The organism is Micromonospora chalcea (genome assembly GCF_028768405.1).
GTDB lineage: Bacteria > Actinomycetota > Actinomycetes > Mycobacteriales > Micromonosporaceae > Micromonospora > Micromonospora chalcea.
Window position 1 is genome coordinate 5,321,935 of sequence record NZ_CP118233.1, and the last position, 23,272, is coordinate 5,345,206.

Sequence of the window (23,272 nt, forward strand, 5' to 3'; positions counted from 1 at the left end):
CCGGTCCGCCCGAACCGACATCATCGGCCAGGAAGTCAGCGAGAACCGCGCACCGGGCGGCGTGCCGGGCGGCCCGGATCGAGCGAGGCGCGGTCGGCGGCGCTGGTGCCGGAGACCCAGCCCTGTTCGTCGCGCACCTGGAGCCGGTGCCGCGTGGTGCCGGGAAAGAGCTGGTCGACCCGCTCCCGGACGGCGTCCGAGCGGGCCGCGAGCACCGGCAGCAGGCGGTCGTCGTCGCTCTGTCCGGCCGCCGCCGCGCTGGCCTCCCGCAGCCGGTCGCCGATCCGCAGCGCGAACGCGTTGAGGAACGACTCGTCGTAGCCCTTGGTGCGCCGCCCGCCTGCCTTTCCGCGCTCGCGCCGGCCGCGCAGCATCGCGGAGGTGGCCTGCACCAGCAGCGAGGTGTGCAGCAACTCCACCGCCGCCAGGTCGGCCGGGAAGCCGAGCACGGTGGCGAAGCCCAGGTCGTCGGACCAGACCGACTCGCACCGGTTCGCCGCCGCCACCTCCTGGACCAGCAGCGCCTTCGCCGCCGCGTACGGGGCGTCGACCCCGATCCGGACGCCGCCCGGACCGCCGGAGCGCTCGGCGGCGGCGTCGAGCAGCGCCGCGTCGATGCTGTGCCGGGCCATCAGCTCCTGCGCCTTGGCGGTGAACGCCTCCGCCTCGGCCGGGTAGGCGGTCGACTCGGCCTTGGCGAGCAGCGCGCGTACCCGGTCGAGCATCCGGGAGCCGCTCGGCGTCGCGGCGGCGGGTGCGGTGCCCGCCGAGCCGGGCGGCGGCCGCAGCGCCGCGATCGGCGGCAGCCCCGCCACCAGGACGAGCGCGTCGACCGCGTCCCGCAACGTGGTGATCCGGTCGCCGTCGGCGCGCCGGTCCAGCCAGCCCGCGTCGCCGTCCCAGGTCGCGCCCAGGTCGGTGAGCTGTGCGTCGAACCAGTCCGGGACCGGCGCGGGCAGCGTGCGCCGCTGTGCGGCCATGGCGTCGCGCAGCAGGCGGGCGCCGCGCGGGGTCAGCCGCCGGACGGCGAGCCGATCCAGGTCGGCGGGCTGCCAGCCACGCGGCCAGAGCCGGCCCACGTCCCGCGTGAGCCGGGCGAGTAGCGCCGCGTCCACCGCCGCGCCGTCGGCCACCACCAGCCCGTCGAGGGCCCGCTCGGCGGCGCGTACGTCGGTGCCGCGCGCCGTCGCGACGGCGTCGTCGAGCAGTCGGTCGGCTGGTGACACGGGTGGCTCTCCCTGAACTCCGGCAGGCGGCCTCTCGCTCACCCCGGCACCGACGGTACCCGGCCGGCCCGTTCAACCGTCCGGGCCTGCCGTCCGTACTCCTGCCCGAGCGCGTGGGGGCGACGGACGGAGATCGACGTGGGCGGGTACGACCGAGGGCTGCACCGGCGACGGCGGAGGCCGCGATCACTGCGCATCCTGGCGGTGGTACTGGTCGGGGCCGCGCTCGCCGCCGGCGGGTACGCCGCCCGGCACCCGGACCTGCTGGACCGCGTGGACGTGCGGCGGACCGTGCAGGCGGCGGCACCGACCCCGCCGGACGCGCGTCCCGCGCCGACGACGGTGCCGACGCCGGTCCCGGCGGCCGGGCGGGTGGTACCCGGCATCGTCTATCCGACCCGGGGCGGCGGCACCTTCCGCACCGCCGACACCGTCGGCGCGGTGGCCGGGCGCTCCGGCGAACTGCTGCGCTACCGGGTCGCCGTCGAGGACGGCATCCGCAACGTGGACGTGGAACGCTTCGCCAGTGAGGTGGCGGCGACGCTCGCCGACCGGCGGGGCTGGACCGGCGACGGCCGGTGGCGGCTGCAACGGGTGGGCCGCGACGACCGGGCCGACTTCACCGTGCTGCTCACCACGCCGGTGACCCGGGGACGGCTCTGCGGCGACCCGAACGACACCTACACGTCCTGCCGCAACGGCGACCGGGTGGTGATCAACGTGGCCCGCTGGGTGTACGGGGTGCCGCACGTGGCCGACCTCTCCCGCTACCGGGAGTACCTGCTCAACCACGAGGTCGGCCACCGGCTGGGCCGGGGACACGAGCTGTGCCCCCGGGCCGGCGGTCCGGCGCCGGTGATGGTGCAGCAGACGCTCGGGCTGCACGGGTGCACGCCGAACCCGTGGCCGATCGTGGGCGCCGAACCGCTCACCGGACCGCCCGGCCAGTACGACGACCCCGTCCCGGCCGGCGACCGCTGAACCGGCGGCGGGCCGTCAGCGGGAGAACGCGGCCCAGATGTTCTTGGTGGCGTCGGTGGCGTACCAGCCGACGTCGAGCGAGACCGACTGGGCGAGGAACAGTCCGCGCCCGCCCGAGTCGGTCGGGCTGATGTCGGTCAGCTCCGGCACCGAGCTGACGTCGTGGTCGGCGACGTCCAGCAGGAACCGGTCGTCGGTGGCGAGCAGCGTGACGATGGTCGGCGGCCGTCCGTGCCGCAGCGCGTTGCTGGCCAGCTCGGTGGCGACCAGCACGACCAGGTGCGGGACCTCGTCCAGGTCCTCGCCCTGCACCAGCCCGTGCCGGTTCAGCGCGTCCCGCAGCGAGGCGCGCAGACCGCGCAGATCCTCGGGACTGTCCAGCACCCATTGCTCCAGCTCAGTGGCCTCCGGCGGCGGAGGCGAGGTGCGCAACTGTCCCATGATCTGTCTTTACCCTGCGTAGCCGTTCGTTAAGCAGCTCACCGGCGCAGCAGCGCGAACACTCCCCACCCCAGGTACTCGCGCTGGAAACGGACGTATCGCAGCGGGTCCTCGGTCAGCTCCCGGCGCAGCTCCGGGGCCAGTTCGTCGTCCGGATTGGCGTCCAGCCAGCGACGCAGGTTCAGCCAGTGCGCGGCGGCGTACCGGTCCCAGCTGTCCTGGTCGGCGAGGACCATCTCGACCAGGTCCCAGCCGCACTCGCCGAAGAGCCGGACCAGACCGGGCAGATCCTGGAACTCGTCCCGGGACCGGGCGTGCGACCCGGTGACGGCCTCCTCGTCCGGCGGGTCACGCCGCCAGTAGGGCTCCCCGACGAGCGCCATGCCGCCCGGCCGCAGCGCCCGGCCGAGCAGCTCCAGCGTGCCCGGCACCCCGTCGCCGATCCAGGTGGCGCCGACGCAGGCGGCCACGTCGACCGGCCGCTCCGGCGAGTACGCAGCCGCGTCGCCGTGCACGAAACGTACCCGGTCGGTGACGCCGAGTTCGGCGGCGCGTTCCCGGGCGGCGGCGGTGAAGGCTCTGCTGATGTCGACGCCGGTGCCGGTGATCCCGTGGTCGCGGGCCCAGGTGCAGAGCAGCTCGCCCTTCCCGCTGCACAGATCGAGCAGCTCGTCACCGGGGCGCAGCCGGATCGCGCGGCCCAGCGTGGCCAGCTTGACGTCGTCGAACGGGTTGAGGATCCGCAGGTCGCCCTCGCGGATGGTGAACTGGCGCGGCAGGTCCGGTGCTGTCATCCGGGGAGCGTCCCGCCGTACGGCCGACGGTGGCAACCAATTTGCGTCTGTGCTGCTCCGGGTCTCCTGCGGTACGGTCACGGCATGGTGGTCGAGGAACACTGGTGGAACGGCGTCAGCAACCCTCGCGGACGGCGCGACGTCTACATCCGCACCGACGGAAGCCAGTGGCAGGTCCAGGCGCAGATCGGTGGGGCCAGCGGCCGGTCCCGCATCCAGCAGTGCCCGAGCCGCGGCTCGGCGAGCATCCTCGCCGGGGCGTGGCGGGCGAGCGGCTCCGGCTGGCGGGCGATGCCCCGCTGACCGCGCGCTCAGTCACGAGGCCCGTGCACCGCGCGATCGACGGGTGGCCCGGCGGCGTGAAACCGTCGTGAAACCGCGCTGATCCCGCCGGCCGTCACGGGCTCCGTGACGCCTCGCACCACCTGCTCGCAGCCGTCGAGCACCCGCAGCACCGCCTTCACGTCCACCTGCGCGTCGGTGAGCGGCAGCCGGTAACCGGTGGCGGTCCGGACGATCAGGTCGGCGCCCAGCTCGTCCGACAGCACTGTCAGTTCGGTGGTCACCGGGCCAGCGTAGGCGGCGGACCGGCCCGTCACGGTCCCCGCGCCGGGCGGTCCGTGAAGGCGGCGTGAAAAGTCCCGGCCCGCCCGTACCGGATCCGTCAAAGCCGTCGACCGTGCCCACCCGGCCCGGCTGGTATGGCCCGCGAGGGACGTACCGACGCGGGAGGCGGACATGGGACGAGAACGGGCGGACGGGTGCACCGGATTCCGGGTGGCCGCCGGCGCCGTCGTGGTGGTCGGCGCGGCGCTGGTGGCGGCCGGGGTGTTCACACCCGACGAGCGGCCCGGGCGGGTCCTGGTGATGGCGGGCGTCGTCGGGGCGTACGCCGCTGTGGTGGCCGATCTGCGCGCGGTCGCGGCGGTGGCCGCGCTGGGTGCGGCGGTCTTCGTCGGGTTCCTCGCCCACCGCTACGGCGAGCTGACCGGCCCGGGTGACGCCTGGTCCCAGGCCGTGCCGATCGGGTTCGCCGCGGTGCTCGGCACCGGCTACCGGCACCTCCGGTCGATCGGGGCCGAGGCCCGTCCGGTGACCCGGATCACCGCCCACGGAGGCGGCGTGAAAAGCGCGTCAAGAAACCGCCGTCGCGCGTGATGGTCGCGTCAAGACCCCTGTCGGTCCGGCGGATACGGCGTTGTGATTGCCCGGCGCGGCCGGGAGGCGGTCGCGAGGACATCTTCCGCTAGGAGAGATCAGCCGTGTCTGACGTGCTGTTCGTGTTGCTGACGGTGGGGCTGTTCGCGGCTCTCGCCCTCGTGGTGAGGGGCGTGGAGAAGCTGTGAGCGCCGTCAACGCCGTCGGCCTGGTGCTGGCGATCGGGTTGGGCGTGTTCCTGGTCGTCGCCCTGCTGTTCCCGGAGCGCTTCTGATGAGCATGACCACAGCCGGCGTGCTCTTCGTCCTGTCGCTGGTGGTGGCGCTGGTCGCCGTGCACCGGCCGTTCGGCGACCACATGTACCGGGTGGTGGCCGGAACCCGGTCGTCCCGCGTCGAGCGGGGGATCTACCGCCTGGTCGGGGTCGACCCGGCCGCCGAGCAGACCTGGGGCGTGTACGCCCGCTCGGTGCTGGCCTTCTCGGCCGTCTCCCTGCTGTTCCTGTACGCGTTCCAGCGGCTGCAGAACCACCTGTGGCTCTCGCTGGGCTTCGACCCGGTGGTGCCGCACGGCGCCTGGAACACCGCTGTGTCGTTCGTGACCAACACGAACTGGCAGTGGTACTCGGGTGAGTCGACGATGGGCCACCTGGTGCAGATGGCCGGCCTGGCGGTGCAGAACTTCGTCTCGGCCGCCGTCGGCATCGCCGTGGCGGTGGCGCTGGTCCGGGGCTTCGCCCGTAGCCGCACCGGCGAGCTGGGCAACTTCTGGGTCGACCTGACCCGGGTCACGCTGCGGATCCTGCTGCCGATCGCGGTGCTCGGCGCGCTCGCGCTGATGCTCGGCGGCGTGGTGCAGAACCTCTCCGGCGGCACCGACGTGACCACGCTGACCGGCGGCGCCCAGACCGTCACCGGCGGACCGGTGGCGAGCCAGGAGGTCATCAAGGAGCTGGGCACCAACGGCGGCGGCTTCTACAACGTCAACAGCTCCCACCCGTTCGAGAACCCGACCGCGTGGACGAACTGGCTGGAGATCTTCCTGATCCTGGTGATCCCGTTCAGCCTGCCCCGGGTCTTCGGCCGGATGGTTGGGCAGAAGCGGCAGGGCTACGCGATCGTCGCCGTGATGGCGATCCTGGCGCTCGCCAGCATCACCCTCACCAACGTCTTCGAGCTGACCGGCGACGGCACGGTGCCGCAGGCGGTCGGCGCGGCGATGGAGGGCAAGGAGGTGCGCTTCGACGTGTCGAATTCGGCCACGTTCGCGGCGGCCACCACGCTCACCTCGACCGGCGCGGTCAACTCGTTCCACGACTCGTACACCGCGCTGGGCGGCATGATGACGCTGGGCAACATGATGCTCGGCGAGGTCGCGCCCGGCGGCGTCGGCGCGGGCCTGTACGGGCTGCTGATCCTCGCGGTGATCACGGTGTTCGTGGCCGGGCTGATGGTCGGGCGCACCCCGGAGTACCTGGGCAAGAAGATCGGCTCGCGCGAGATCAAGTTCGCCTCGATGTACTTCCTGATCACCCCGGCGCTGGTGCTCACCGGCACCGCCGCAGCGTTCGCCACCGGCAACGCCTCGACAGCGCTGAACGTCGGGCCGCACGGGCTGTCCGAAGTGCTCTACGCGTTCACGTCGGCCAGCAACAACAACGGCTCCGCGTTCGCCGGCATCACCGTGAACACGCAGTGGTGGAACACCGCGCTCGGGCTCTGCATGCTGCTCGGCCGGTTCCTGCCGATCATCTTCGTGCTCGCGCTGGCCGGCTCGCTGGCCCGCCAGCAACCCACACCCGCCTCCGAGGGCACCCTGCCGACCCACCGGCCGCTGTTCGTCGGCATGGTCGTCGGCGTCACGGTGGTCCTCGTCGCGCTCACCTTCCTTCCCGCGCTCGCGCTCGGCCCGCTGGCCGAAGGGCTGTGACCACCATGAGAGACAAGGACATGACAGCACCTGTTCAGACCGCCGACGCGCCGGTGGCCGGTACGCCGGGGCGCCGCGACGACCGGGTCGGCGGCGGGCTGCTCGACCCTCGCCAGCTGATCGCGTCGCTGCCGGACGCGCTGCGCAAGCTCGACCCGCGCACGCTGTGGCGCAACCCGGTGATGCTGATCGTGGAGATCGGCGCGCTGTTCACCACTGTGCTCGCGGTGACCGACCCGTCGGTGTTCGCCGTGGCGATCACGGTCTGGCTCTGGCTCACGGTGATCTTCGCGAACCTGGCCGAGGCGGTCGCCGAGGGGCGTGGCAAGGCGCAGGCCGACACGCTGCGCCGGGCCAAGCAGGACACCGTCGCCACCCGGTTGGTCGGCTGGACTCCGGGCGCCGCCGCGAACGCGTACCGGGACGAGGCGGTGCCCGCGCCGCAACTGCGCCAGGGTGACGTCGTCCTGGTCGAGGCCGGGCAGGTCATTCCCGGTGACGGCGACGTGGTGGAGGGCATCGCCAGCGTCGACGAGTCGGCGATCACCGGCGAGTCCGCCCCGGTGATCCGGGAGTCCGGCGGCGACCGCAGCGCGGTCACCGGCGGCACCCGGGTGCTCTCCGACCGGATCGTCGTGCGGATCACCCAGAAGCCGGGCGAGAGCTTCATCGACCGGATGATCGCGCTGGTCGAGGGCGCCAACCGGCAGAAGACGCCGAACGAGATCGCGCTGAACATCCTGCTGGCCGCGCTGACGATCGTCTTCCTGCTCGCCGTCGTCACGCTCCAGCCCATGGCGATCTTCGCGAAGGGCTACCAGGCCGCCGCGCCGGACACCGCGGCGATCACCGACTCCGGCGTCACCGGCGTCGTCCTCGTGTCGCTGCTGGTCTGTCTCATCCCGACCACCATCGGCGCGCTGCTGTCCGCTATCGGCATCGCCGGCATGGACCGGCTCGTGCAGCGCAACGTGCTGGCGATGAGCGGCCGGGCGGTCGAGGCGGCGGGCGACGTCAACACGCTGCTGCTGGACAAGACCGGCACGATCACGCTCGGCAACCGGCAGGCCGCCGAGTTCCTGCCGGTCACCGGGGTCGACGCGGCCACGCTCGCCGACGCGGCGCAGCTGTCCAGCCTGGCCGACGAGACCCCCGAGGGCCGCTCGGTGGTGGTGCTCGCGAAGAACGAGTACGGGCTGCGCGAGCGCGAGCCCGGCCTCATCCCGCACGCCACGTTCGTGCCGTTCACCGCGCAGACCCGGATGAGCGGCGTCGACCTCGACGCCGGCGGCGGCGTCCGGCACGTCCGCAAGGGCGCCGCCGCCGCGGTGATGAAGTGGGTACGCGACAACGGCGGTCACCCGACCGAACAGGTCGGTGAACTGGTCGACGCGATCAGCGGCACCGGCGGTACGCCGCTGGTGGTGGCCGAGCACGTGACGGGCGAACCGGCCCGGGCGCTCGGCGTCATCCACCTCAAGGACGTGGTGAAGGCCGGCATGCGGGAGCGCTTCGACGAGATGCGCCGGATGGGCATCCGGACCGTGATGATCACCGGCGACAACCCGCGTACCGCGAAGGCGATCGCCGACGAGGCGGGCGTGGACGACTTCCTCGCCGAGGCCACGCCGGAGGACAAGCTCGCCCTGATCAAGAAGGAGCAGGAGGGCGGCCGGCTCGTCGCCATGACCGGCGACGGCACGAACGACGCGCCCGCGCTGGCCCAGGCGGACGTCGGCGTCGCCATGAACACCGGCACGTCGGCCGCGAAGGAGGCCGGCAACATGGTCGACCTCGACTCCGACCCGACCAAGCTGATCGAGATCGTGGAGATCGGCAAGCAGTTGCTGATCACCCGGGGCGCGCTGACGACGTTCAGCATCGCCAACGACATCGCGAAGTACTTCGCGATCATCCCGGCCATGTTCGCCGGCATCTACCCGTCGCTGGACCGGCTGAACATCATGCGCCTGGCCAGCCCCGAGTCGGCGATCCTCTCCGCCGTCGTCTTCAACGCGATAGTCATCGTGGCGCTGATCCCGCTGGCCCTGCGCGGTGTGCGGTACCGCCCGGCCAGCGCGTCCGCGCTGCTGCGCCGCAACCTGTGGCTCTACGGCCTCGGCGGCATCGTGGTGCCGTTCGTCGGCATCAAGCTCATCGACCTGCTCGTCCAGTTCGTCCCGGGGATCTCGTGATGCGCCTTCCCAGTTGGCTCTCCCAGCACCTGGCCGCCTTGCGCGCGGTGCTCGTCTTCACCGTGCTGCTCGGCCTGCTCTACCCGCTCGCCCTGGTCGCCGCCGGCCGGCTCCCAGGCCTCGACGGCAGGGCCGACGGGTCACTGCTCACCGTCGACGGCCGTACCGTCGGCAGCTCGCTGATCGGCCAGTCGTTCACCGACGCGGACGGCAACCCGATCCCGCGCTACTTCCAGTCCCGCCCGTCGGCCGCCGGGGACGGCTACGACCCGACCGCCACCGCGGCCGGCAACCTCGGCCCGGAGAGCGTGGTGGACACGCTCTCCGCCGACCCCGCCGACTCCACGTCGAGCCTGCTCACCCAGGTCTGCGCCCGCAGCAAGGCGGTCGGCGAACTGGACGGCGTGGACGGGCGGCGCCCGTACTGCACGCCGGACGGGGTGGGCGCGGTGCTCGCCGTGTTCCGCGCCGACGGACTCACTGGCCGGATCACCCGCGTGGTGAGCGTCAACCAGGCCGCGCCCGCGACGCCGTTCGTCACCACCTGGCAGGGCGTACCGGTGGAGGCGGCGCGGCCCGGTCACGACTACGTGGCCGAGGGCGGCATCGTCACCCCGGTCCGCGGGGACGCCCCGGCCCGGCCCGCCGTACCGGCCGACGCGGTCACCGCCAGCGGCAGCGGCCTCGACCCGCACATCTCCCCGGCGTACGCCCGGCTCCAGGTGGCCCGGGTGGCGCGGGAGCGCGGTGCGGACCCGGCGGCGGTACGGCGGCTGGTCGCCGAGCACACCACCGGTCGGGCGCTGGGCTTCATGGGCGAGCCGGGGGTGAACGTGCTGGAACTCAACCTCGCGCTGGACGAGGCGTTCCCGGCGCGCTGACGGAAGTGTTAAGAAGGGCCCCCTTCACCTCGCGAGGCGTTAACAGGGGGCCCTTCCTTGCACTCAGGGAGGATGGGGGCGTGGGCAGGGGTGAACTGCGGATCTATCTCGGGGCCGCCCCGGGCGTCGGCAAGACGTACGCGATGCTGGAGGAGGCCCAGCGCCGGGCCGAGCGCGGCACCGACGTGGTGATCGGCCTGGTCGAGACGCACGGGCGCCGGCACACCGCCGAGATGATCGGCGACCTGGAGGTGGTGCCGCGCCGCCCGATGACGTACCGGGGCGTCGAGTTCACCGAGATGGACCTGGACGCCGTGCTGGCCCGGCGGCCCGAGGTCGTCGTGGTGGACGAGCTGGCCCACACCAACGTGCCCGGCTCCCGGCACGAGAAGCGCTGGCAGGACGTGCAGGAGCTGCTCGACGCCGGCATCAGCGTGCTGTCCACGGTCAACGTGCAGCACCTGGAGTCGCTCAACGACGTGGTCGCGCAGATCACCGGCACCACCCAGCGCGAGACCGTGCCGGACCAGGTGGTCCGCGCCGCCGAGCAGGTCGAGCTGGTGGACATGACGCCGGAGGCGCTGCGCCGCCGGATGGCGCACGGCAACATCTACCGGCCCGACAAGATCGACGCCGCGCTCGGCAACTACTTCCGGGTCGGCAACCTCACCGCGCTGCGCGAACTGGCGCTGCTCTGGCTGGCCGACAAGGTCGACGAGCAGCTCGACGCGTACCGGGCCCAGCAGGGCATCTCCGACACCTGGGAGGCGCGGGAACGGGTGGTCGTCGCGCTGACCGGCGGCCCGGAGGGCGAGACGCTGATCCGCCGGGCGGCCCGGATCGCCGCCCGCAGCAAGGGCGCCGACCTGCTCGCCGTGCACGTCGCCCGCAGCGACGGGCTGGCCGGCGCCGACCCGGCCCAGCTGGCCCGGCAGCGGGTGCTGGTGGAGAGCCTCGGCGGCACGTACCACCAGGTGCTCGGCACCGACATCCCGGCGTCACTGCTGGACTTCGCCCGGGGCGTCAACGCCACCCAGCTCGTGCTCGGCGCGAGCCGCCGGGGCCGGTTCGCGCAGGTGTTCGCCCGGGGCGTCGGCGTAACCACCACCGCGCTGTCCGGCCCGATCGACGTGCACCTGGTCACCCACCCCGAGGCGGGCCGTGGGCGCCGGGGCACGTCGGTGCCCGCCGCGCTGTCGCGACGCCGGCGACTGATCGGGTACGCGCTCGCGTTGCTCGGCATGCCCCTGCTCACGCTGCTGCTGCGGACGCTGCCCGACCTCACGCTCACAAACGACATCCTGCTGTTCCTCGCCGGTGTGGTGGGCGTGGCGCTGGTCGGCGGGCTCTGGCCGGCGCTGGTCGCCGCGCTCGGCGGCTCGCTGCTGCTCAACTGGTTCTTCACCCCGCCGTACCGGACGCTGACCATCGCCGAGGCGGACAACCTGCTCGCCCTCGGTGTGTTCGTCGGTGTCGCCATCGCGGTGAGCTGGGTGGTCGACGTGGCGGCCCGGCGTACCCGGGAGGCGGCCCGGGCCTCCGCCGACGCGCAGACCCTGGCCACCGTCGCGGGCAGCGTGCTGCGCGGCGAGCGGCCGCTGCCCGCCCTGCTGGACCGGCTGCGGGAGACGTTCGGGTTGCGCGCGGTGAGCGTGCTGGAGCTGACCGACGAGGCCGGCGGACGCCCGGCGCGCGCCCGGGACGCGGACGCCTGGCGGGTGGTGGCGAGCGTCGGCGAGCGGCCGCCCGGTAGCCCGGGCGCGGGCGAGACGGTGGTGCCGGTCGACGACCGGCTCAGCGTGGTGCTCGCCGGCCGGCGGCTGGAGGCGGCCGACCGCCGGGTGGTGGAGGCGTTCGCCGCGCAGGCCGCCGTCGCGCTGCGCCAGGAACGGCTGGCCGAGGAGGCCGCCACCGCCCGCCCGCTGGCCGCCGCCGACCGGATGCGCACCGCGCTGCTCGCGGCGGTCAGCCACGACCTGCGTACGCCGCTGGCGTCGGCCAAGGCCGCGGTGAGCAGCCTGCGCAGCCACGACGTCGAGTTCGACCCGGACGACCGGGAGGAACTGCTGGCCACCGCCGACGAGTCGCTGGACCGGCTGGGCCGGCTGGTGGCGAACCTGCTCGACATGAGCCGCCTGCAGGCCGGCGCGCTGGGCGTCACCACCACCGCGATCGGGCTGGAGGACGCCGTACCCCGGGCCCTCGACGAACTGGGCCCGGCGGCGGCCGAGGTGACCACGGACATCCCGGCCGACCTGCCGGCGGCGCTGGCCGACCCGGGCCTGCTGGAGCGCGTGCTCGTAAACGTGGTGTCGAACGCGCTGCGGCACAGCCCGCCCGGCCGCCCGCCGACGATCACCGGCAGCGCGCACGCCGGGCAGGTCGAGCTGCGGGTGATCGACACCGGGCCGGGCATCCCGGAGGACCAGTGGGAGCACGTCTTCCTGCCGTTCCAGCGCCTCGGCGACCGGGACAACCAGACCGGCGTCGGCCTCGGGCTGGCGCTGTCCCGGGGCCTCGCCGAGGCGATGGGTGGCAGCATCACCCCGGAGACCACGCCCGGCGGCGGACTCACCATGGTGTTGCGGCTGCCGGCCGCCCCGCACGCGGAAGGGCCGCAGGAATGACCCGGATCCTGGTCGTCGACGACGAGCCGCAGATCCTGCGCGCCCTGCGGATCAACCTGCGCGCCCGGGGCTACGACGTGGAGGTCGCAGGCAGCGGCGCCGCCGCGCTCAAGGCCGCCGCCGGGCACCCGCCGGACCTGGTGGTGCTCGACCTGGGCCTGCCGGATCTGGACGGCACCGAGGTGATCCGGGGCCTGCGCGGCTGGACCGCCGTGCCGATCATCGTGCTCTCCGGCCGGGCCGGCAGCGAGGACAAGGTGGCCGCGCTCGACGCGGGCGCCGACGACTACGTCACCAAGCCGTTCGGGGTGGACGAGCTGCTGGCCCGCATCAGGGCGGTGACCCGGCGGCTCGCCCCGGCCACGCCCGCCGTGCCAGCGCTGCGGATCGGCCGCAACACGGTCGACCTGGCCGACCGGACCGTCACCCGGGACGACGGCGTCGAGGTCAAGCTGACCCCCACCCAGTGGGCGATGCTGGAGAAGCTGCTGCGCAACCCGGGCAAGCTGGTCAGCCAGCGCCAGCTGCTGCACGACGTGTGGGGGCCGGAGTACCACCAGGAGACGAACTACCTGCGGCAGTACATGGCCCAGTTGCGGCGCAAGCTGGAGGACGACCCGGCCCGGCCCCGGCACCTGATCACCGAGCCGGGGATGGGCTACCGCTACCGCCCCTGACGTTTGCGACCGCCTCGGCGGGGGACTCGGCGAGCCGGTCGGGCTGCGGGGGAGGGGCATGGCGGGCAACCGGTCCTCGGAGGGGTTCGGCCGGCAACTGGACGAACACGCCATCGACGCCGGCGCGGCGGAGCCGGAGCGCCCCGACGGGCTGGTCGACAGCGGCGTCTACGTCGGCGGGGTACGGCGGGCGTCGCCGGTCAGCCTCGCCGACACGTACCGCTGCCTGCAGCAGCTCGACGACGCGATGGCCTGGATCGGGCTGCTCCGGCCGGGCCGCGAGCAGATCGCCTCGCTCGCCGCCGAGTTCCAGCTCCCCGACCTGGCCGTCGAGGACGCGATCAACGCCCATCAGCGCCCCAAGCTGGAACGCTACGGCGACACCCTGTTCGTGGTGCTGCGCGCCGCCCGATACCTGGACGAGCGGGACGCGGTCGAGTTCGCCGAGCTGCACCTGTTCCTCGGGCCCGGATTCGTGATCACCGTGCGGCACGGCGGCACGCCCGACCTGGCCGGCGTACGACGGCGGCTGGAGGCCGAGCCGAACGTGCTCGCGCTCGGCCCGGAAGCGGTGCTCTACGCCGTGCTCGACCGGGTGGTGGACGGCTACGCGCCGGTGGTGGCCGGGCTGGAGAACGACATCGACGAGGTCGAGACCGAGGTGTTCGGCGGCGACCCGAACGCCAGCCGCCGCATCTACGAGCTGAGCCGCGAGGTGATCCAGTTCCAGCGGGCCGCCCGCCCGCTGCTGAAGGTGGTGGACGAGCTGGCACACGGGTTCGACAAGTACGGCACGGACGAGGAGCTGCGCCGTCGGCTGCGCGACGTGGCCGACCACCTCACCCAGGTGGTGGAGCGGGTGGACGGGTTCCGGCACCTGCTCCAGAACATCCTCACCGTCAACGCCACACTGGTCTCACAGGCGCAGAACGAGGAGATGCGCAGCCTGACCGCCGCCAGCTTCGAGCAGAACGAGGAGATCAAGCGGGTCTCCGCCTGGGCCGCCATCCTGTTCGCGCCGACCCTGATCGGCACCGTGTACGGGATGAACTTCGGGCACATGCCGGAGCTGGGCTGGCGGTACGGCTATCTGTTCGCGCTCGCCCTGATGCTCGCCGTCTGCGGCGCGCTCTATCTGCTGTTCAAGCGCCGCGGCTGGCTGTGAGCCGGGCCGGCCGGGCCTCGGCCGTGACCGCGCGCCGTCGGTGATCCACTAAAGTGTCCGGGTGACTACCCCCCGTCGTCCGTACGTTGCCCGGACCTCGTGTCGTGGAGGTAGGCGCTGATCGGGGACACGGTGCCGACCCCGCGCGGCGGTCGCCGGACGAGCACGGGGAGGCGAGGGCTGGCGGGCCACTGTGCCCGGCTCGTCGCGTCCCGGCCGTTCGAGGTGGCCATCGTGGTGCTCATCATGGCCAACGGAGTGGTGCTGGGTATCGAGACGTACCCGAACCTGGGCGCCGCCGGGCCGGTGCTGCGGTGGACGGAGCTGATGTTCCGGGCGGCCTTCGTCCTGGAGATCACCATCCGGATCCTCGCGTACGGCCGCCGTCCGCAGGACTTCTTCCGGCACGGCTGGAACGTCTTCGACCTGCTGGTCACCGCGGCCATCTTCATCCCGGGACTGCACGGCGACTCGGGCGTGCTGCGGTTCATCCGGGTCGCCCGGGTGCTGCGGCTGGTCCGCTTCTCGCCCGGCCTGCGGACCATCGTCACGGCGCTGTGGCGCAGCCTGCCCGGCGTCGCCGGGTTCCTCGCGCTCGCCGCCGTCACGCTCTACGTGTACGGCATGGCCGGCTGGCTGATCTTCGGCGACCGTTACCCCGAGCAGTACGGCGACATCGGCCGTTCCCTCGTCACGCTGTTCGTGCTGCTGTCCCTGGAGACGTTGCCGGACCTGCTGGAACAGGGCCTTGAGGTGTCACCGTGGACGCTTCTCTACTACGTCAGCTTCGTGATGATCGCGGTCAACCTGCTGCTGAACATCCTCATCGCGGTCATCGTCAACTCGATGGAGGAGGCGCGCCGGCTGGAGATGACCGAAGGGCTGGCGCCGGACTACGACGAAGACGGCGACGGGATACCGGACGAGGTGGACCGGATCGCGATCAGTCAGCGCCTGGACGACCTGCGCATGGTCATCGCCGAGTTGGAGCGGGAACTGCGCATCGACCGGGACGAGCCGCCCGGCGCGCCGCGCCGCCGCCAGCACTCGGAGCACTGACCGGCCCGGTCATGACAGTTCTGTGACGAAATCGGACCGTACGTTTGGCCGGACGGTTGATCGGGGCAACCAGCGAGGCGCCAACACATCCGAGGGAAGGGACGCCTCTCGTGGAGATCACGGGCTTCTTCACCGCGCTCATCATCGGCCTGGTCATCGGTGCGCTCGGGCGCCTGGTGGTGCCGGGCAAGCAGAACATCCCGATCTGGCTGACCCTGCTCATCGGTGTGGTCGCCGCGCTCGTCGGCACCCTGGTGGCCGGCGCGTTCGGCGTCGCCGACACTCCCGGCATCGACTGGATCGAGCTGGCGCTCCAGGTCGGCTTCGCGGCCATCGGCGTCGCGATCTTCGCCGGCCTGTACGGTCGTCGCCGCGTCTGACCGGACCGAAGGAAGGGCCCCTTCTTAACGCATTCTGCATAAGAAGGGGCCCTTCCTAACGCCTGCGTGCGGCTACTCCCGCCAGCCGGTCAGCTCGACGCCCTTGGCCAGCTCCACCCGGAAGCCCAGCGCGATCTCGCCGCTCTCGCCCGGCGCGAGCGACAGCCGCCAGGTCAGCTCGCCCAGCTCCGTACGCTCGGCGGGCGGCGGCGTCAGCGTCGTCTCGCGTACCACCACGGACTCGTCCCGGGAAACCGGCAACTGGTCGCGCACCTCGACAGTGGCCGGGCGGGGCGTGTGGTTCGCGACAGTCATCCGGTACTCCACCTCCCGCCGCCGCGTCGACCCGAGCGTCGCCCTGCTCTCGGTGCGCCGGTGCAGCTTCCGCTCCACCCGTACCCGGTCGTCGACCCCCAGCGCCAGCTCGGTCTCCTCGCCCGGCGCCCACATGGTCAACCGCGTCGCCGCGACGAAGTCCGCGCCGTGGAACACCGACGCCGGGCCGGGCAGCAGCGTGTGGTCGGACGTGTTGCGTACCGTCGCCCGCAGGTGCGCCTCGGCGGCGCGTACCGGCACGCTGACGTGGTCCAGCCGGGCCGGCAGCTCCAGCGCCGCGACCGTCACCCGGTGCGCGCTGCCGTCGGCCGGCACCGCCACCGGCCGGGCGGGCCGGTAGGTCGCCGCCGTGACGCCCTGCTCGACCTCGGCCACGTTCTCCCGCACGGCCGGCCGGACCGCCGCCGACCGGGCCGCGCCGGCCCGGCCCGGCGGCGGCGCGGCGCCGGGCGCCGGGGGTGGCAACGTCCCGTCGAACGACGCGGCCGACACGGCCATCGGCGGCTGCGGGCGGAGCCGGTCGAGATACCAGGGCGACAGTTCGGGTACGCCGCTCGCCGCCGCCGGGCGGGCGGTGGAGAGCAGGAGTTCGCACTCCGGCCAGTCCTCCCCGGTGCCCTGGCTGATCAGCCCGAACCAGGTGACGGTCATGGTGTCGCCGACCAGCCGCAGGTCGTAGGAGGGGGTCCAGCGGGCGCCGTCCACCAGGTAGGTCAGCTCCAGCTCCACCTCGGCGTCGTCGGCGTCCACCGAGACCGACACCTCGGCGGCCAGCCGGTCCGGCGTCCGCTTGCCGCGCGCCGCCGCCAGCTCGCGGTCGACGGCGGCCAGCTCCTCCGCCAGGTCGGTGCGCCGCCGGGCCAGCCCGCGCCGCCGGGCCCGGGACTCGGCGAGCTGACCGGACACCGACTCGGTGAAGGCCGCGACGTCGGCCGGGGCCGCGTCGCCGGCGGCCAGGGCCCGGGCGTACGTGCCACCGGCGCGCTCGGCCAGCCGGGTGAGGAACTCGCCGCGCTGGGCCTCGATCGCGTCCGTGTCCTCGACCTCGGCCACCTCGTCGGCGAGTTCCCGCCGCCGCCGTTCCAGCTCGACGACCTGCGCGTCGGTGCTGCGGGCCTGCCGGTGGGCGGTCACGTCGACACCGAGCACGGTGGCCGGGCCGTGACCGCCCACCCGGATCGAGTCCCGCCGCAGGCCCAGCGGGAGCGGCGCGACGCGTACCCGATGTTCCCCTGCGGCGAGCCGGAGGCCACCCCGGCGGGTGACCCGCGCGCGGTCCGGGTAGACGGTCACACCGACGACTGGCGCATCGATCTCCACAGTGTTCACCGGCGCGAGGGTAGTTCAGCCGCGCCCACCTCGGGGCTACCCAAGGTGCAGCCGCTGGTCGACGGCGAGCGTCGCCAGTTCGCGCGCGGTGAACGGCAGCGGGGACGCGGATGTCTGCCTGTCGTACGCGCCCTGCGCCACGAAGACCACCATGCCGTCGGGGTGCCGGTAGGCCGCCCACTGGTCGAACCGGTCGTCCGCGCCGGGACGAACCACCACACCCACAGTCGCGTCGCCGACGGTCATCGGCTGGCACTCGCCCCCCATGCCCCCCATGCCCCAGAACGCGCGCGCCAGGCCACACGGTTCGGTCGGCAGCGGGTTCCCCGGTGTGTGCACCTCGGTGAGCAGGCGTCCCCTCCACGTCCCCTTCGCCACGTCGACCGAGGCCGTGTAGCTCCACAGCTCGGCGCCGTCGGCCCGTCCGATGAAGTTGGCCTCGTGCGTGCCCAGCGTCTCCTTCCCGGTCTTGCTGGAGACGGTCTTCTCAGCGGTGTAGCCGGCGGGCACCACTGTGACGAGCTGGTCGAGCAGCAGGACGGCCTTGTGGTACCGGGTGCCCGCCCGCGCGGTGCGGTCCTCCTGGGGCAGGCCGTCGGGCCCGGTCGGCATCGGCTCGGCGCTGTCGTCCGGCGACGGGGCGGTCTGCGGCAGCGCGGCGGGCGGGCGCCGGTCGCCGCCGTCCGGGGTGGCGAGGGCCACGACACCCGCGACGGCGAGTACCGCCGTCGCCGATCCGGCACACGCCCGGATGACCCGGCGCCGGTTGCGTGCCCGGCGGGCGGAGCGCAGCATGCCGTCCGTGCTCGGTCGCGGCGGCGCGGCGACGCCGAGCATCTCGTCGCGAAGCGCCTCGCGCAGCTGGTCTCCGTTCATCGTTGCCCCTTCTCGCTCGATGAGTGCATGGGTGACAGGAGGCCGCGCAACGTGTCCAGGCCCCGGGCGGACTGGCTCTTCACCGTTCCCGGCGAGCAGTTCAGCAGCGCCGCCACCTCGTCGACCGGCAGGTCCTCCCAGTAGCGGAGGACCAGGACGGCGCGCTGCCGGGGCGGTACGGCGGCGAGCGCCTGGAGCACCACGAGCCGGTCCTCGGACGGACTCGCGGGCGCCGGTGGATCGGCGTCGGGCGTGCCCACCCGTTCCCGCCGCCACCAGCCCCGCCGCCGTTCGTCGAGGAAGGACCGGACGATGATCTGGCGCACGTAGGAGTCGAGCGCGTCGTGCCGGTCGACCCGGTTCCAGACCAGGTACAGCTTGGTGAACCCGGTCTGGACCAGGTCCTCCGCGCGGTGCCAGTCACCGCAGAGCAGATACGCGGTGGCGCGCATGGCGCGGTGCCTCGCCGAGAAGTACTCCGCGAACGCCGTGTCGCGATCACTCATCCGGACCTCCGATCAGATTCGGGATAGTCACGCCAGGTGAGGCTCCCGGGGTTGCTCGAAGCCCGGAGGAATCCGCGTCGCCGACGGTCAGCCGCGGAAGCTGCGCGCGAGCAACCGGAGCCCGTCGGGCACGTCGGCGGTGCCGACGGCGCCGTAGCCGAGCACCAGACCGGTCGGGCCGGGCGGGCCCGCCCGGTAACCGGCGATCTCGCGTACCGTGACGCCGGCCTCCGCCGCCCGGGCGACGACTTCCGGCAGGTCGACGCCGGTCTCCGGGCGCAGCCGCGCGCACAGGTGCAGGCCCGCCGTCGACGGCACCGGGTCGAGCCAGTCGGCGAGGTCGGATCGCAACGCGGCGTCGATCAGGTCGCGCCGCTCGGCGTACACCCGGGTCGCCTTGCGGATGTGCCGGGCCAGTTCGCCGGAGTCGATGAACCGGGCCAGCGCGGCCTGAGTGGTGTGGTCGCCGTGCCAGTCGGTGAGCTGCCGGGCGGCCAGCAGCGCCGGGCGAAGCGACGCCGGGGCGACCAGGAAACCGAGGCGCAGCATGGGCAGCAGGGTCTTGGAGAACGTGCCGACGTAGACGACCTTCCCGGCCCGGTCCAGCGTCTGCAACGGGTCCAGCGGGCGGGCCGAGAAGCGGAACTCGGTGTCGTAGTCGTCCTCCACGACCACCGCGTCCCGGGCCGCCGCCCAGTCCAGCAGCGCCGCCCGGCGGGCCGGGGACATCCGGACGCCCAGCGGGAACTGGTGGGACGGGGTGACGTAGACCAGCCGCGCGTCGCCTGGTAGCGCGCGAACGTCGAGGCCCTGGTCGTCGACGGGCACCGGCACGACCCGCGCGCCGTGGCCGGCGAACAGCCGCCGGGCGGGGGGATAGCCGGGCTCCTCCACCGCCACCCGGTCGCCCGGTTCGAGCACCACCCGGGCGATCAGGTCCAACGCCTGCTGGGCGCCGTGGGTGACGACGACGTCCTCGGGCGCGGCCCGTACCGCGCGGGCGAGTCCCACGTAACGGGCGACGGCGGTACGCAGGCCCTGGTGCCCGGCCGGGTCGGCGTATCCGCCCCGGATCGTCGCGGTGCGCAGTTCCCCGGCGACCAGCCGCCGCCAGGTGGCCAGCGGGAACAGCCCGGTGTCAGGGGTGCCGGCCCGGAAGTCGTGGCCCGGTCGGGGCGCGGCGGTGGGGGCCGGCGCGGCGGACGCCCAGAACCCCCGGGGGCGTACGCCACCGGCCGGCGCCGGACGGGGCCGGGCGCGGGCGACCGGCTCGCCGGCGACGAACGTCCCCGCGCCGACCCGGGCGGTGAGCAGGCCCTCGGCGGTCAGCCGCTCGTAGGCGACGGCGACCGTGTTGCGGGAGACGTCGAGCCGCCGGGCCAGCTCGCGGGTCGGTGGCAGTCGTTCGCCGGGCCGCAGCCGGCCGTCCAGGATCGCCTCCAGCAACTGCCTGTGGATCCGGGTGGCGCGGTCGCCGGGGCCGGCCAGGCTCACGTGTACGTCCACCGCGACGACCCTACATTGGCCCAATCGAATCGCCTGGAATCGGCGCTTCTGTGAGCCAATCCGCAGGTCTTGGATGGAGGAAGGAGCACGGCGAACGGGGGACGAGCAATGACCGATGTCGACACCGGCCGCCGGGTCCGGGTGCTGGCCCTGGCCCAGCTCGCCAACTCGGTGGGTGACGGCGCGTTCTACGCCTGCTCGGCGCTGTTCTTCATCCGGGTGGTCGGGTTGTCCCCGGCGCAGGTCGGGATCGCCCTCACCGTGGGCTGGTCGACGGGCATCCTCGCCGGGGTGCCCGCCGGCCAGCTGGCAGACCGCTACGGCGCGCGGCGGATGACAGTCGTCTTCGCCGTCGCCACCGCCGCCGCACTCAGCGGCTTCCTCGTGATCCGTTCCTTCCCGCTGTTCGTGCTGCTCGCATGTTGCTACGCCGCCTGCCAAGCCGGGCTCACCGCCAGCCGGCAGGCGCTGCTGGTCGGGCTGATCGAGCCCGCGCGGCGCACCGCGGTACGGGCCCGGTTGCAGTCGGTCTCGAACGCCGGCCTGGCCGCCGGGGCCGGGCTGGGCGCGCTCGTGCTCTGGGCGGACAGCCGCCCGGCGTACCTGTCCGCCTTCGCGCTCGACGCGGCGAGCTTCCTGGCCGCGGCCCTGCTGGTGCGCCGGCTGCCCGAGGCGGCGGCACCGGTCCCGGCCGGACCCGAGCCGGGCCGGCTGGCTGTGCTGCGCGACCGCCCGTACGCGCTGATCACCCTGCTGAACGCGGTGATGTGCCTGAACATGCCGCTGCTCAGCCTGGCGTTGCCACTGTGGATCGCGGAACGGACCGACGCCCCGGCGCCGATGGGCGCGATCGTGCTCACCGTGAACATGCTGTGCGTGGTGCTGTGGCAGGTCCGGGTGGCCCGCCGGGTGACCGATCCGGGCACGGCGGCGCGGGCCAGCGGGCACGCCGGTTGGGTGCTGCTTGTCGCTTGCGGCGCGTACGCGGTCTCCGGGATGGTCGGCGGCGCGTGGGTGGCCTCGGCGGTGCTGCTGGGCGCGGCACTGGTGCAGGTGTTCGGCGAGATGGTGCAGGCGGCCAGCGGCTGGGAGGTCGGCTTCACCCTGGCCCGACCCGACCGGCAGGGGCAGTACCAGGGCTTCTTCGGCATGGCGCCGCAGCTCGCCCGGATGCTCGGCCCGGTGCTGCTGACCTCGCTGCTGCTCGGCTGGGGCACCCCGGGCTGGCTGGTGCTCGGCGGGCTGTTCGTGCTCGCCGGCCTGGCGATGCGGCCGGCGGTACGCCTCGCCGAGCGCCGCCGGGCCGCCGCCGAGGTGTGGATCCCCGCTCCGGTACCGGGCTCGACCGGCACTGAGGTGTCCTCCACCACGTCGCGGCGCGGCCGCTGAGCCGTCGCGCACCTACGGGAGGCGATCAGGGCGGATATCTGGCACGGTGGGTAGAAGTGTGGTGCCGTCGGTGGCGCGGTTGAGGGGGCGTGGTGGAGTTCTCGGTGACGACCCGGCAGGGGCGCGTCGGCCCGGTGATCGAGGTCGTCGGCGATCTGGACATGGCCAGTGCGCCTCAGTTGCGTGACCGGCTGCTCGAGGTGGTGGAGACCGGTGCGCGGACGGTGGTCGTCGACCTGACCCAGGTCGGATTCGTGGATTCCAGCGGCTTGGGCGCGCTGGTGCTCGTCTACAAGAACCTGCGGGAGCGCGACGGCTGGCTCGGTCTGGCCGTCGTACGCCAGTCGATCCGCAACGTCTTCTCGATCACCTCGGTGGACCGCGTCATCCCGCTCTTCGGCACGGTCCGCGAGGCCGAGGACGGCTCACCGACGGCGGTGCGCTGAGCGCTCCTAGTCCGGGCTGACGCGGGCGCTGTCCGCGCCGGCGGTGCTGCGGCGTGGCCCGTGGCCGCCGTACCAGTCGACGACGAGCAGTGTGGCGTCGTCGGCCAGAGCCGGCCCGGCGATCTCCAGCATCGCGTCGGACAGTGCCCGGACCGCCTCGCGGGGATGCAGGTGGGCGAGGCGGAGCAGGGCGGCGGCCAGGTCGAGGTCCGCGGCGTTGCGTTCGCGCATGCCGTCGGTGACCACCACCAGCCGGTCGCCGGGCAGCAGCGGTAGCTCCGCGCTGCGGTAGCTCTCGCCGGGGAACATCCCGAACGGGAAGTTGCCCGGCAGTTCCACGGGTACGACCCGGCCGTCCCGGACCAGCAGCGGCGGGACGTGCCCCGCGTTCAGCAGCTCGCAGCGCCCGGTGGTCAGGTCGATACGGCCCAGCACGGCGGTGACGTACGCGCCGCGTACGTTGGCGTGCTCCGCGACCGCCCGGTTGGCCTCCTCGGCCTGCGCGACGAGACCGAGGCCGCGCCGGCGGGTGTTGCGCAGGCTGCCCACGCCGAGGGTGGCGGTGAGCGCGCTCGCCACGCCGTGGCCCATCGCGTCGGTGACGCTGAGGTGCAGCAGGTCCCGGGCCAGGCTGTAGTCGAAGGTGTCGCCGCCGACGCTCGCGGCGGGTTCCAGCCAGCCGGAGAGAGCGAAGGCGCCGGCCTCGCAGGTGAACGAGGCGGGCAGCAGCCGGCGCTGGATCTCGGCGGAGAGGGTGAAGGGGGTGGTGCGCTGTCCCCACTCGAACAGGTCGGTGTGCCTGCGGTTGGCGATGACCACGAACGCCAGCGCGTGCGCGGTCCGGGCGACCCAGTTCACCACGTCGCCGTCCGGCTCGTCGGGCAGGTCGATCTCCAGCAGGCCGATCGCCTCACCGCGGTCGGTGACCGGCGCCAGCACGGTCCACGTGCCGTCGCCGGGGACGACCTCGGGGGCCTGCTGACGGAGGGCGCGTTCGTAGGGCCCGCCGTCGAACGGGAGGACCTCGGCCTCCTCCTCGCCGTGGCGTCGCCCGGCGCCGCCGCCGTCCGGCTGGTGGGTCAGCCGCACCAGCGCGCGACCGCTGAGGTCGGCGATCAGCAGCGAGACGCCGCGCGCGTTCAGCGCCGTGGCGATGACGCCGGTGACGGCCTCGACCGCCTGCACCGGGGCGGCGTCCTCCGCCGACTGCAACATCCCGGTCAGCACCGCCTGCTCGCTGTCCTCCACCCCTTGAGCATATTCAGCGGGCAGCGCGGCCGCCTTGTGAGCGAGACCGGGGGCCGGCGGGTCACCGCCATCGACCGGCCGGTATTGCATATAGTTGGCAACTACAGAAGAGTGGCGGTAGCG

23 protein-coding genes are annotated in these 23,272 nt (G+C 73.4%); 14 read left to right on the top strand and 9 right to left on the bottom strand.

The genetic code is table 11. The features are described from left to right. Window positions 1–35: 35 nt before the first annotated feature. Window positions 36–1,226: a DUF2786 domain-containing protein gene (locus tag PVK74_RS23980; protein ID WP_274477256.1), complete on the bottom strand. Its 1,191-nt coding sequence runs from the start codon at window positions 1,224–1,226 to the stop codon at window positions 36–38. A 138-nt stretch (window positions 1,227–1,364) separates the two neighbouring features. Between PVK74_RS23980 and PVK74_RS23985 the strand changes: the two genes are divergently transcribed. Further along, window positions 1,365–2,207 (top strand): DUF3152 domain-containing protein, encoded by an 843-nt coding sequence (locus PVK74_RS23985; protein ID WP_274477257.1) that lies wholly within the window; start codon window positions 1,365–1,367, stop codon window positions 2,205–2,207. A 15-nt stretch (window positions 2,208–2,222) separates the two neighbouring features. On the opposite strand, the gene PVK74_RS23990 is transcribed toward PVK74_RS23985, so the two are convergent. Both PVK74_RS23990 and PVK74_RS23995 read right to left on the bottom strand, forming a co-directional pair. Continuing rightward, window positions 2,223–2,648, bottom strand: a complete 426-nt coding sequence (locus PVK74_RS23990; protein WP_043327055.1) for an ATP-binding protein — start codon at window positions 2,646–2,648, stop codon at window positions 2,223–2,225. A 38-nt stretch (window positions 2,649–2,686) separates the two neighbouring features. After that, complete coding sequence (locus tag PVK74_RS23995; protein ID WP_274477258.1) at window positions 2,687–3,442, bottom strand: SAM-dependent methyltransferase; 756 nt, start codon at window positions 3,440–3,442, stop codon at window positions 2,687–2,689. A gap of 84 nt (window positions 3,443–3,526) precedes the next feature. On the opposite strand from PVK74_RS23995, the gene PVK74_RS24000 reads away from it, so the two are divergent. Next, entirely contained in the window at window positions 3,527–3,745 is a 219-nt protein-coding gene (locus PVK74_RS24000; protein WP_030503492.1) for a hypothetical protein, read from the top strand. Window positions 3,746–3,753: 8 nt separating this feature from the next. On the opposite strand, the gene PVK74_RS24005 is transcribed toward PVK74_RS24000, so the two are convergent. Next, complete coding sequence (locus PVK74_RS24005) at window positions 3,754–4,008, bottom strand: hypothetical protein (RefSeq protein ID WP_274477259.1); 255 nt, start codon at window positions 4,006–4,008, stop codon at window positions 3,754–3,756. A 172-nt stretch (window positions 4,009–4,180) separates the two neighbouring features. Between PVK74_RS24005 and PVK74_RS24010 the strand changes: the two genes are divergently transcribed. The 10 genes from PVK74_RS24010 (at window position 4,181) to PVK74_RS24055 (ending at window position 15,513) form a co-directional block, all read left to right on the top strand. Then, window positions 4,181–4,600: a hypothetical protein gene (locus tag PVK74_RS24010; protein ID WP_223201253.1), complete on the top strand. Its 420-nt coding sequence runs from the start codon at window positions 4,181–4,183 to the stop codon at window positions 4,598–4,600. Between the two features lie 184 nt (window positions 4,601–4,784). Next, window positions 4,785–4,874 carry a K(+)-transporting ATPase subunit F gene (gene kdpF, locus PVK74_RS24015; RefSeq protein WP_036343797.1) on the top strand — a complete coding sequence of 30 codons (90 nt, stop codon included), beginning with the start codon at window positions 4,785–4,787 and terminating at the stop codon, window positions 4,872–4,874. After that, window positions 4,874–6,529 (top strand): potassium-transporting ATPase subunit KdpA, encoded by a 1,656-nt coding sequence (gene kdpA, locus PVK74_RS24020; protein WP_274477263.1) that lies wholly within the window; start codon window positions 4,874–4,876, stop codon window positions 6,527–6,529. The genes kdpF and kdpA overlap by 1 nt, the downstream gene beginning before the upstream one ends. Before the next feature lie 20 nt (window positions 6,530–6,549). Next, the gene (gene kdpB, locus PVK74_RS24025) at window positions 6,550–8,724 is read left to right on the top strand and encodes a potassium-transporting ATPase subunit KdpB (protein ID WP_274477264.1); all 2,175 of its coding nucleotides are present in this window, start codon (window positions 6,550–6,552) and stop codon (window positions 8,722–8,724) included. Next, complete coding sequence (locus tag PVK74_RS24030; protein ID WP_274477265.1) at window positions 8,724–9,605, top strand: potassium-transporting ATPase subunit C; 882 nt, start codon at window positions 8,724–8,726, stop codon at window positions 9,603–9,605. The genes kdpB and PVK74_RS24030 overlap by 1 nt, the downstream gene beginning before the upstream one ends. Window positions 9,606–9,685: 80 nt before the next feature. Next, window positions 9,686–12,232, top strand: a complete 2,547-nt coding sequence (locus PVK74_RS24035) for a sensor histidine kinase (RefSeq protein ID WP_274477266.1) — start codon at window positions 9,686–9,688, stop codon at window positions 12,230–12,232. Further along, window positions 12,229–12,909 (top strand): response regulator, encoded by a 681-nt coding sequence (locus PVK74_RS24040; protein WP_043327043.1) that lies wholly within the window; start codon window positions 12,229–12,231, stop codon window positions 12,907–12,909. The genes PVK74_RS24035 and PVK74_RS24040 overlap by 4 nt, the downstream gene beginning before the upstream one ends. 58 nt (window positions 12,910–12,967) lie before the next feature. Next, complete coding sequence (locus PVK74_RS24045; RefSeq protein ID WP_043327041.1) at window positions 12,968–14,074, top strand: magnesium and cobalt transport protein CorA; 1,107 nt, start codon at window positions 12,968–12,970, stop codon at window positions 14,072–14,074. A gap of 234 nt (window positions 14,075–14,308) precedes the next feature. Beyond that, window positions 14,309–15,133 (top strand): ion transporter, encoded by an 825-nt coding sequence (locus PVK74_RS24050; protein WP_274477268.1) that lies wholly within the window; start codon window positions 14,309–14,311, stop codon window positions 15,131–15,133. A gap of 110 nt (window positions 15,134–15,243) precedes the next feature. Then, window positions 15,244–15,513, top strand: coding sequence for a GlsB/YeaQ/YmgE family stress response membrane protein (locus PVK74_RS24055; RefSeq protein ID WP_043327037.1), 270 nt, complete (start codon window positions 15,244–15,246; stop codon window positions 15,511–15,513). A 72-nt stretch (window positions 15,514–15,585) separates the two neighbouring features. On the opposite strand, the gene PVK74_RS24060 is transcribed toward PVK74_RS24055, so the two are convergent. From PVK74_RS24060 to pdxR, 4 genes are all read right to left on the bottom strand, one after another. Continuing rightward, a complete protein-coding gene (locus tag PVK74_RS24060; protein WP_274477270.1) occupies window positions 15,586–17,178 on the bottom strand; it encodes a DUF4139 domain-containing protein in 1,593 nt (530 codons plus the stop codon). Window positions 17,179–17,214: 36 nt separating this feature from the next. Then, the gene (locus PVK74_RS24065; RefSeq protein ID WP_064448593.1) at window positions 17,215–18,054 is read right to left on the bottom strand and encodes a hypothetical protein; all 840 of its coding nucleotides are present in this window, start codon (window positions 18,052–18,054) and stop codon (window positions 17,215–17,217) included. Next, the gene (locus tag PVK74_RS24070) at window positions 18,051–18,560 is read right to left on the bottom strand and encodes a SigE family RNA polymerase sigma factor (protein WP_043327033.1); all 510 of its coding nucleotides are present in this window, start codon (window positions 18,558–18,560) and stop codon (window positions 18,051–18,053) included. Before PVK74_RS24070 ends, PVK74_RS24065 begins: the two co-directional genes overlap by 4 nt. An 87-nt stretch (window positions 18,561–18,647) precedes the next feature. Beyond that, window positions 18,648–20,066, bottom strand: coding sequence for a MocR-like pyridoxine biosynthesis transcription factor PdxR (gene pdxR, locus PVK74_RS24075; RefSeq protein WP_166455761.1), 1,419 nt, complete (start codon window positions 20,064–20,066; stop codon window positions 18,648–18,650). 108 nt (window positions 20,067–20,174) lie between these two features. Between pdxR and PVK74_RS24080 the strand changes: the two genes are divergently transcribed. After that, complete coding sequence (locus PVK74_RS24080; protein ID WP_069087845.1) at window positions 20,175–21,455, top strand: MFS transporter; 1,281 nt, start codon at window positions 20,175–20,177, stop codon at window positions 21,453–21,455. Between the two features lie 104 nt (window positions 21,456–21,559). Further along, a complete protein-coding gene (locus PVK74_RS24085; protein ID WP_231915651.1) occupies window positions 21,560–21,901 on the top strand; it encodes an STAS domain-containing protein in 342 nt (113 codons plus the stop codon). Window positions 21,902–21,907: 6 nt separating this feature from the next. On the opposite strand, the gene PVK74_RS24090 is transcribed toward PVK74_RS24085, so the two are convergent. Beyond that, on the bottom strand, window positions 21,908–23,149 hold the full coding sequence (locus PVK74_RS24090) for a PP2C family protein-serine/threonine phosphatase (RefSeq protein WP_274477272.1): 1,242 nt from the start codon (window positions 23,147–23,149) through the stop codon (window positions 21,908–21,910). Between the last annotated feature and the right edge of the window lie 123 nt (window positions 23,150–23,272).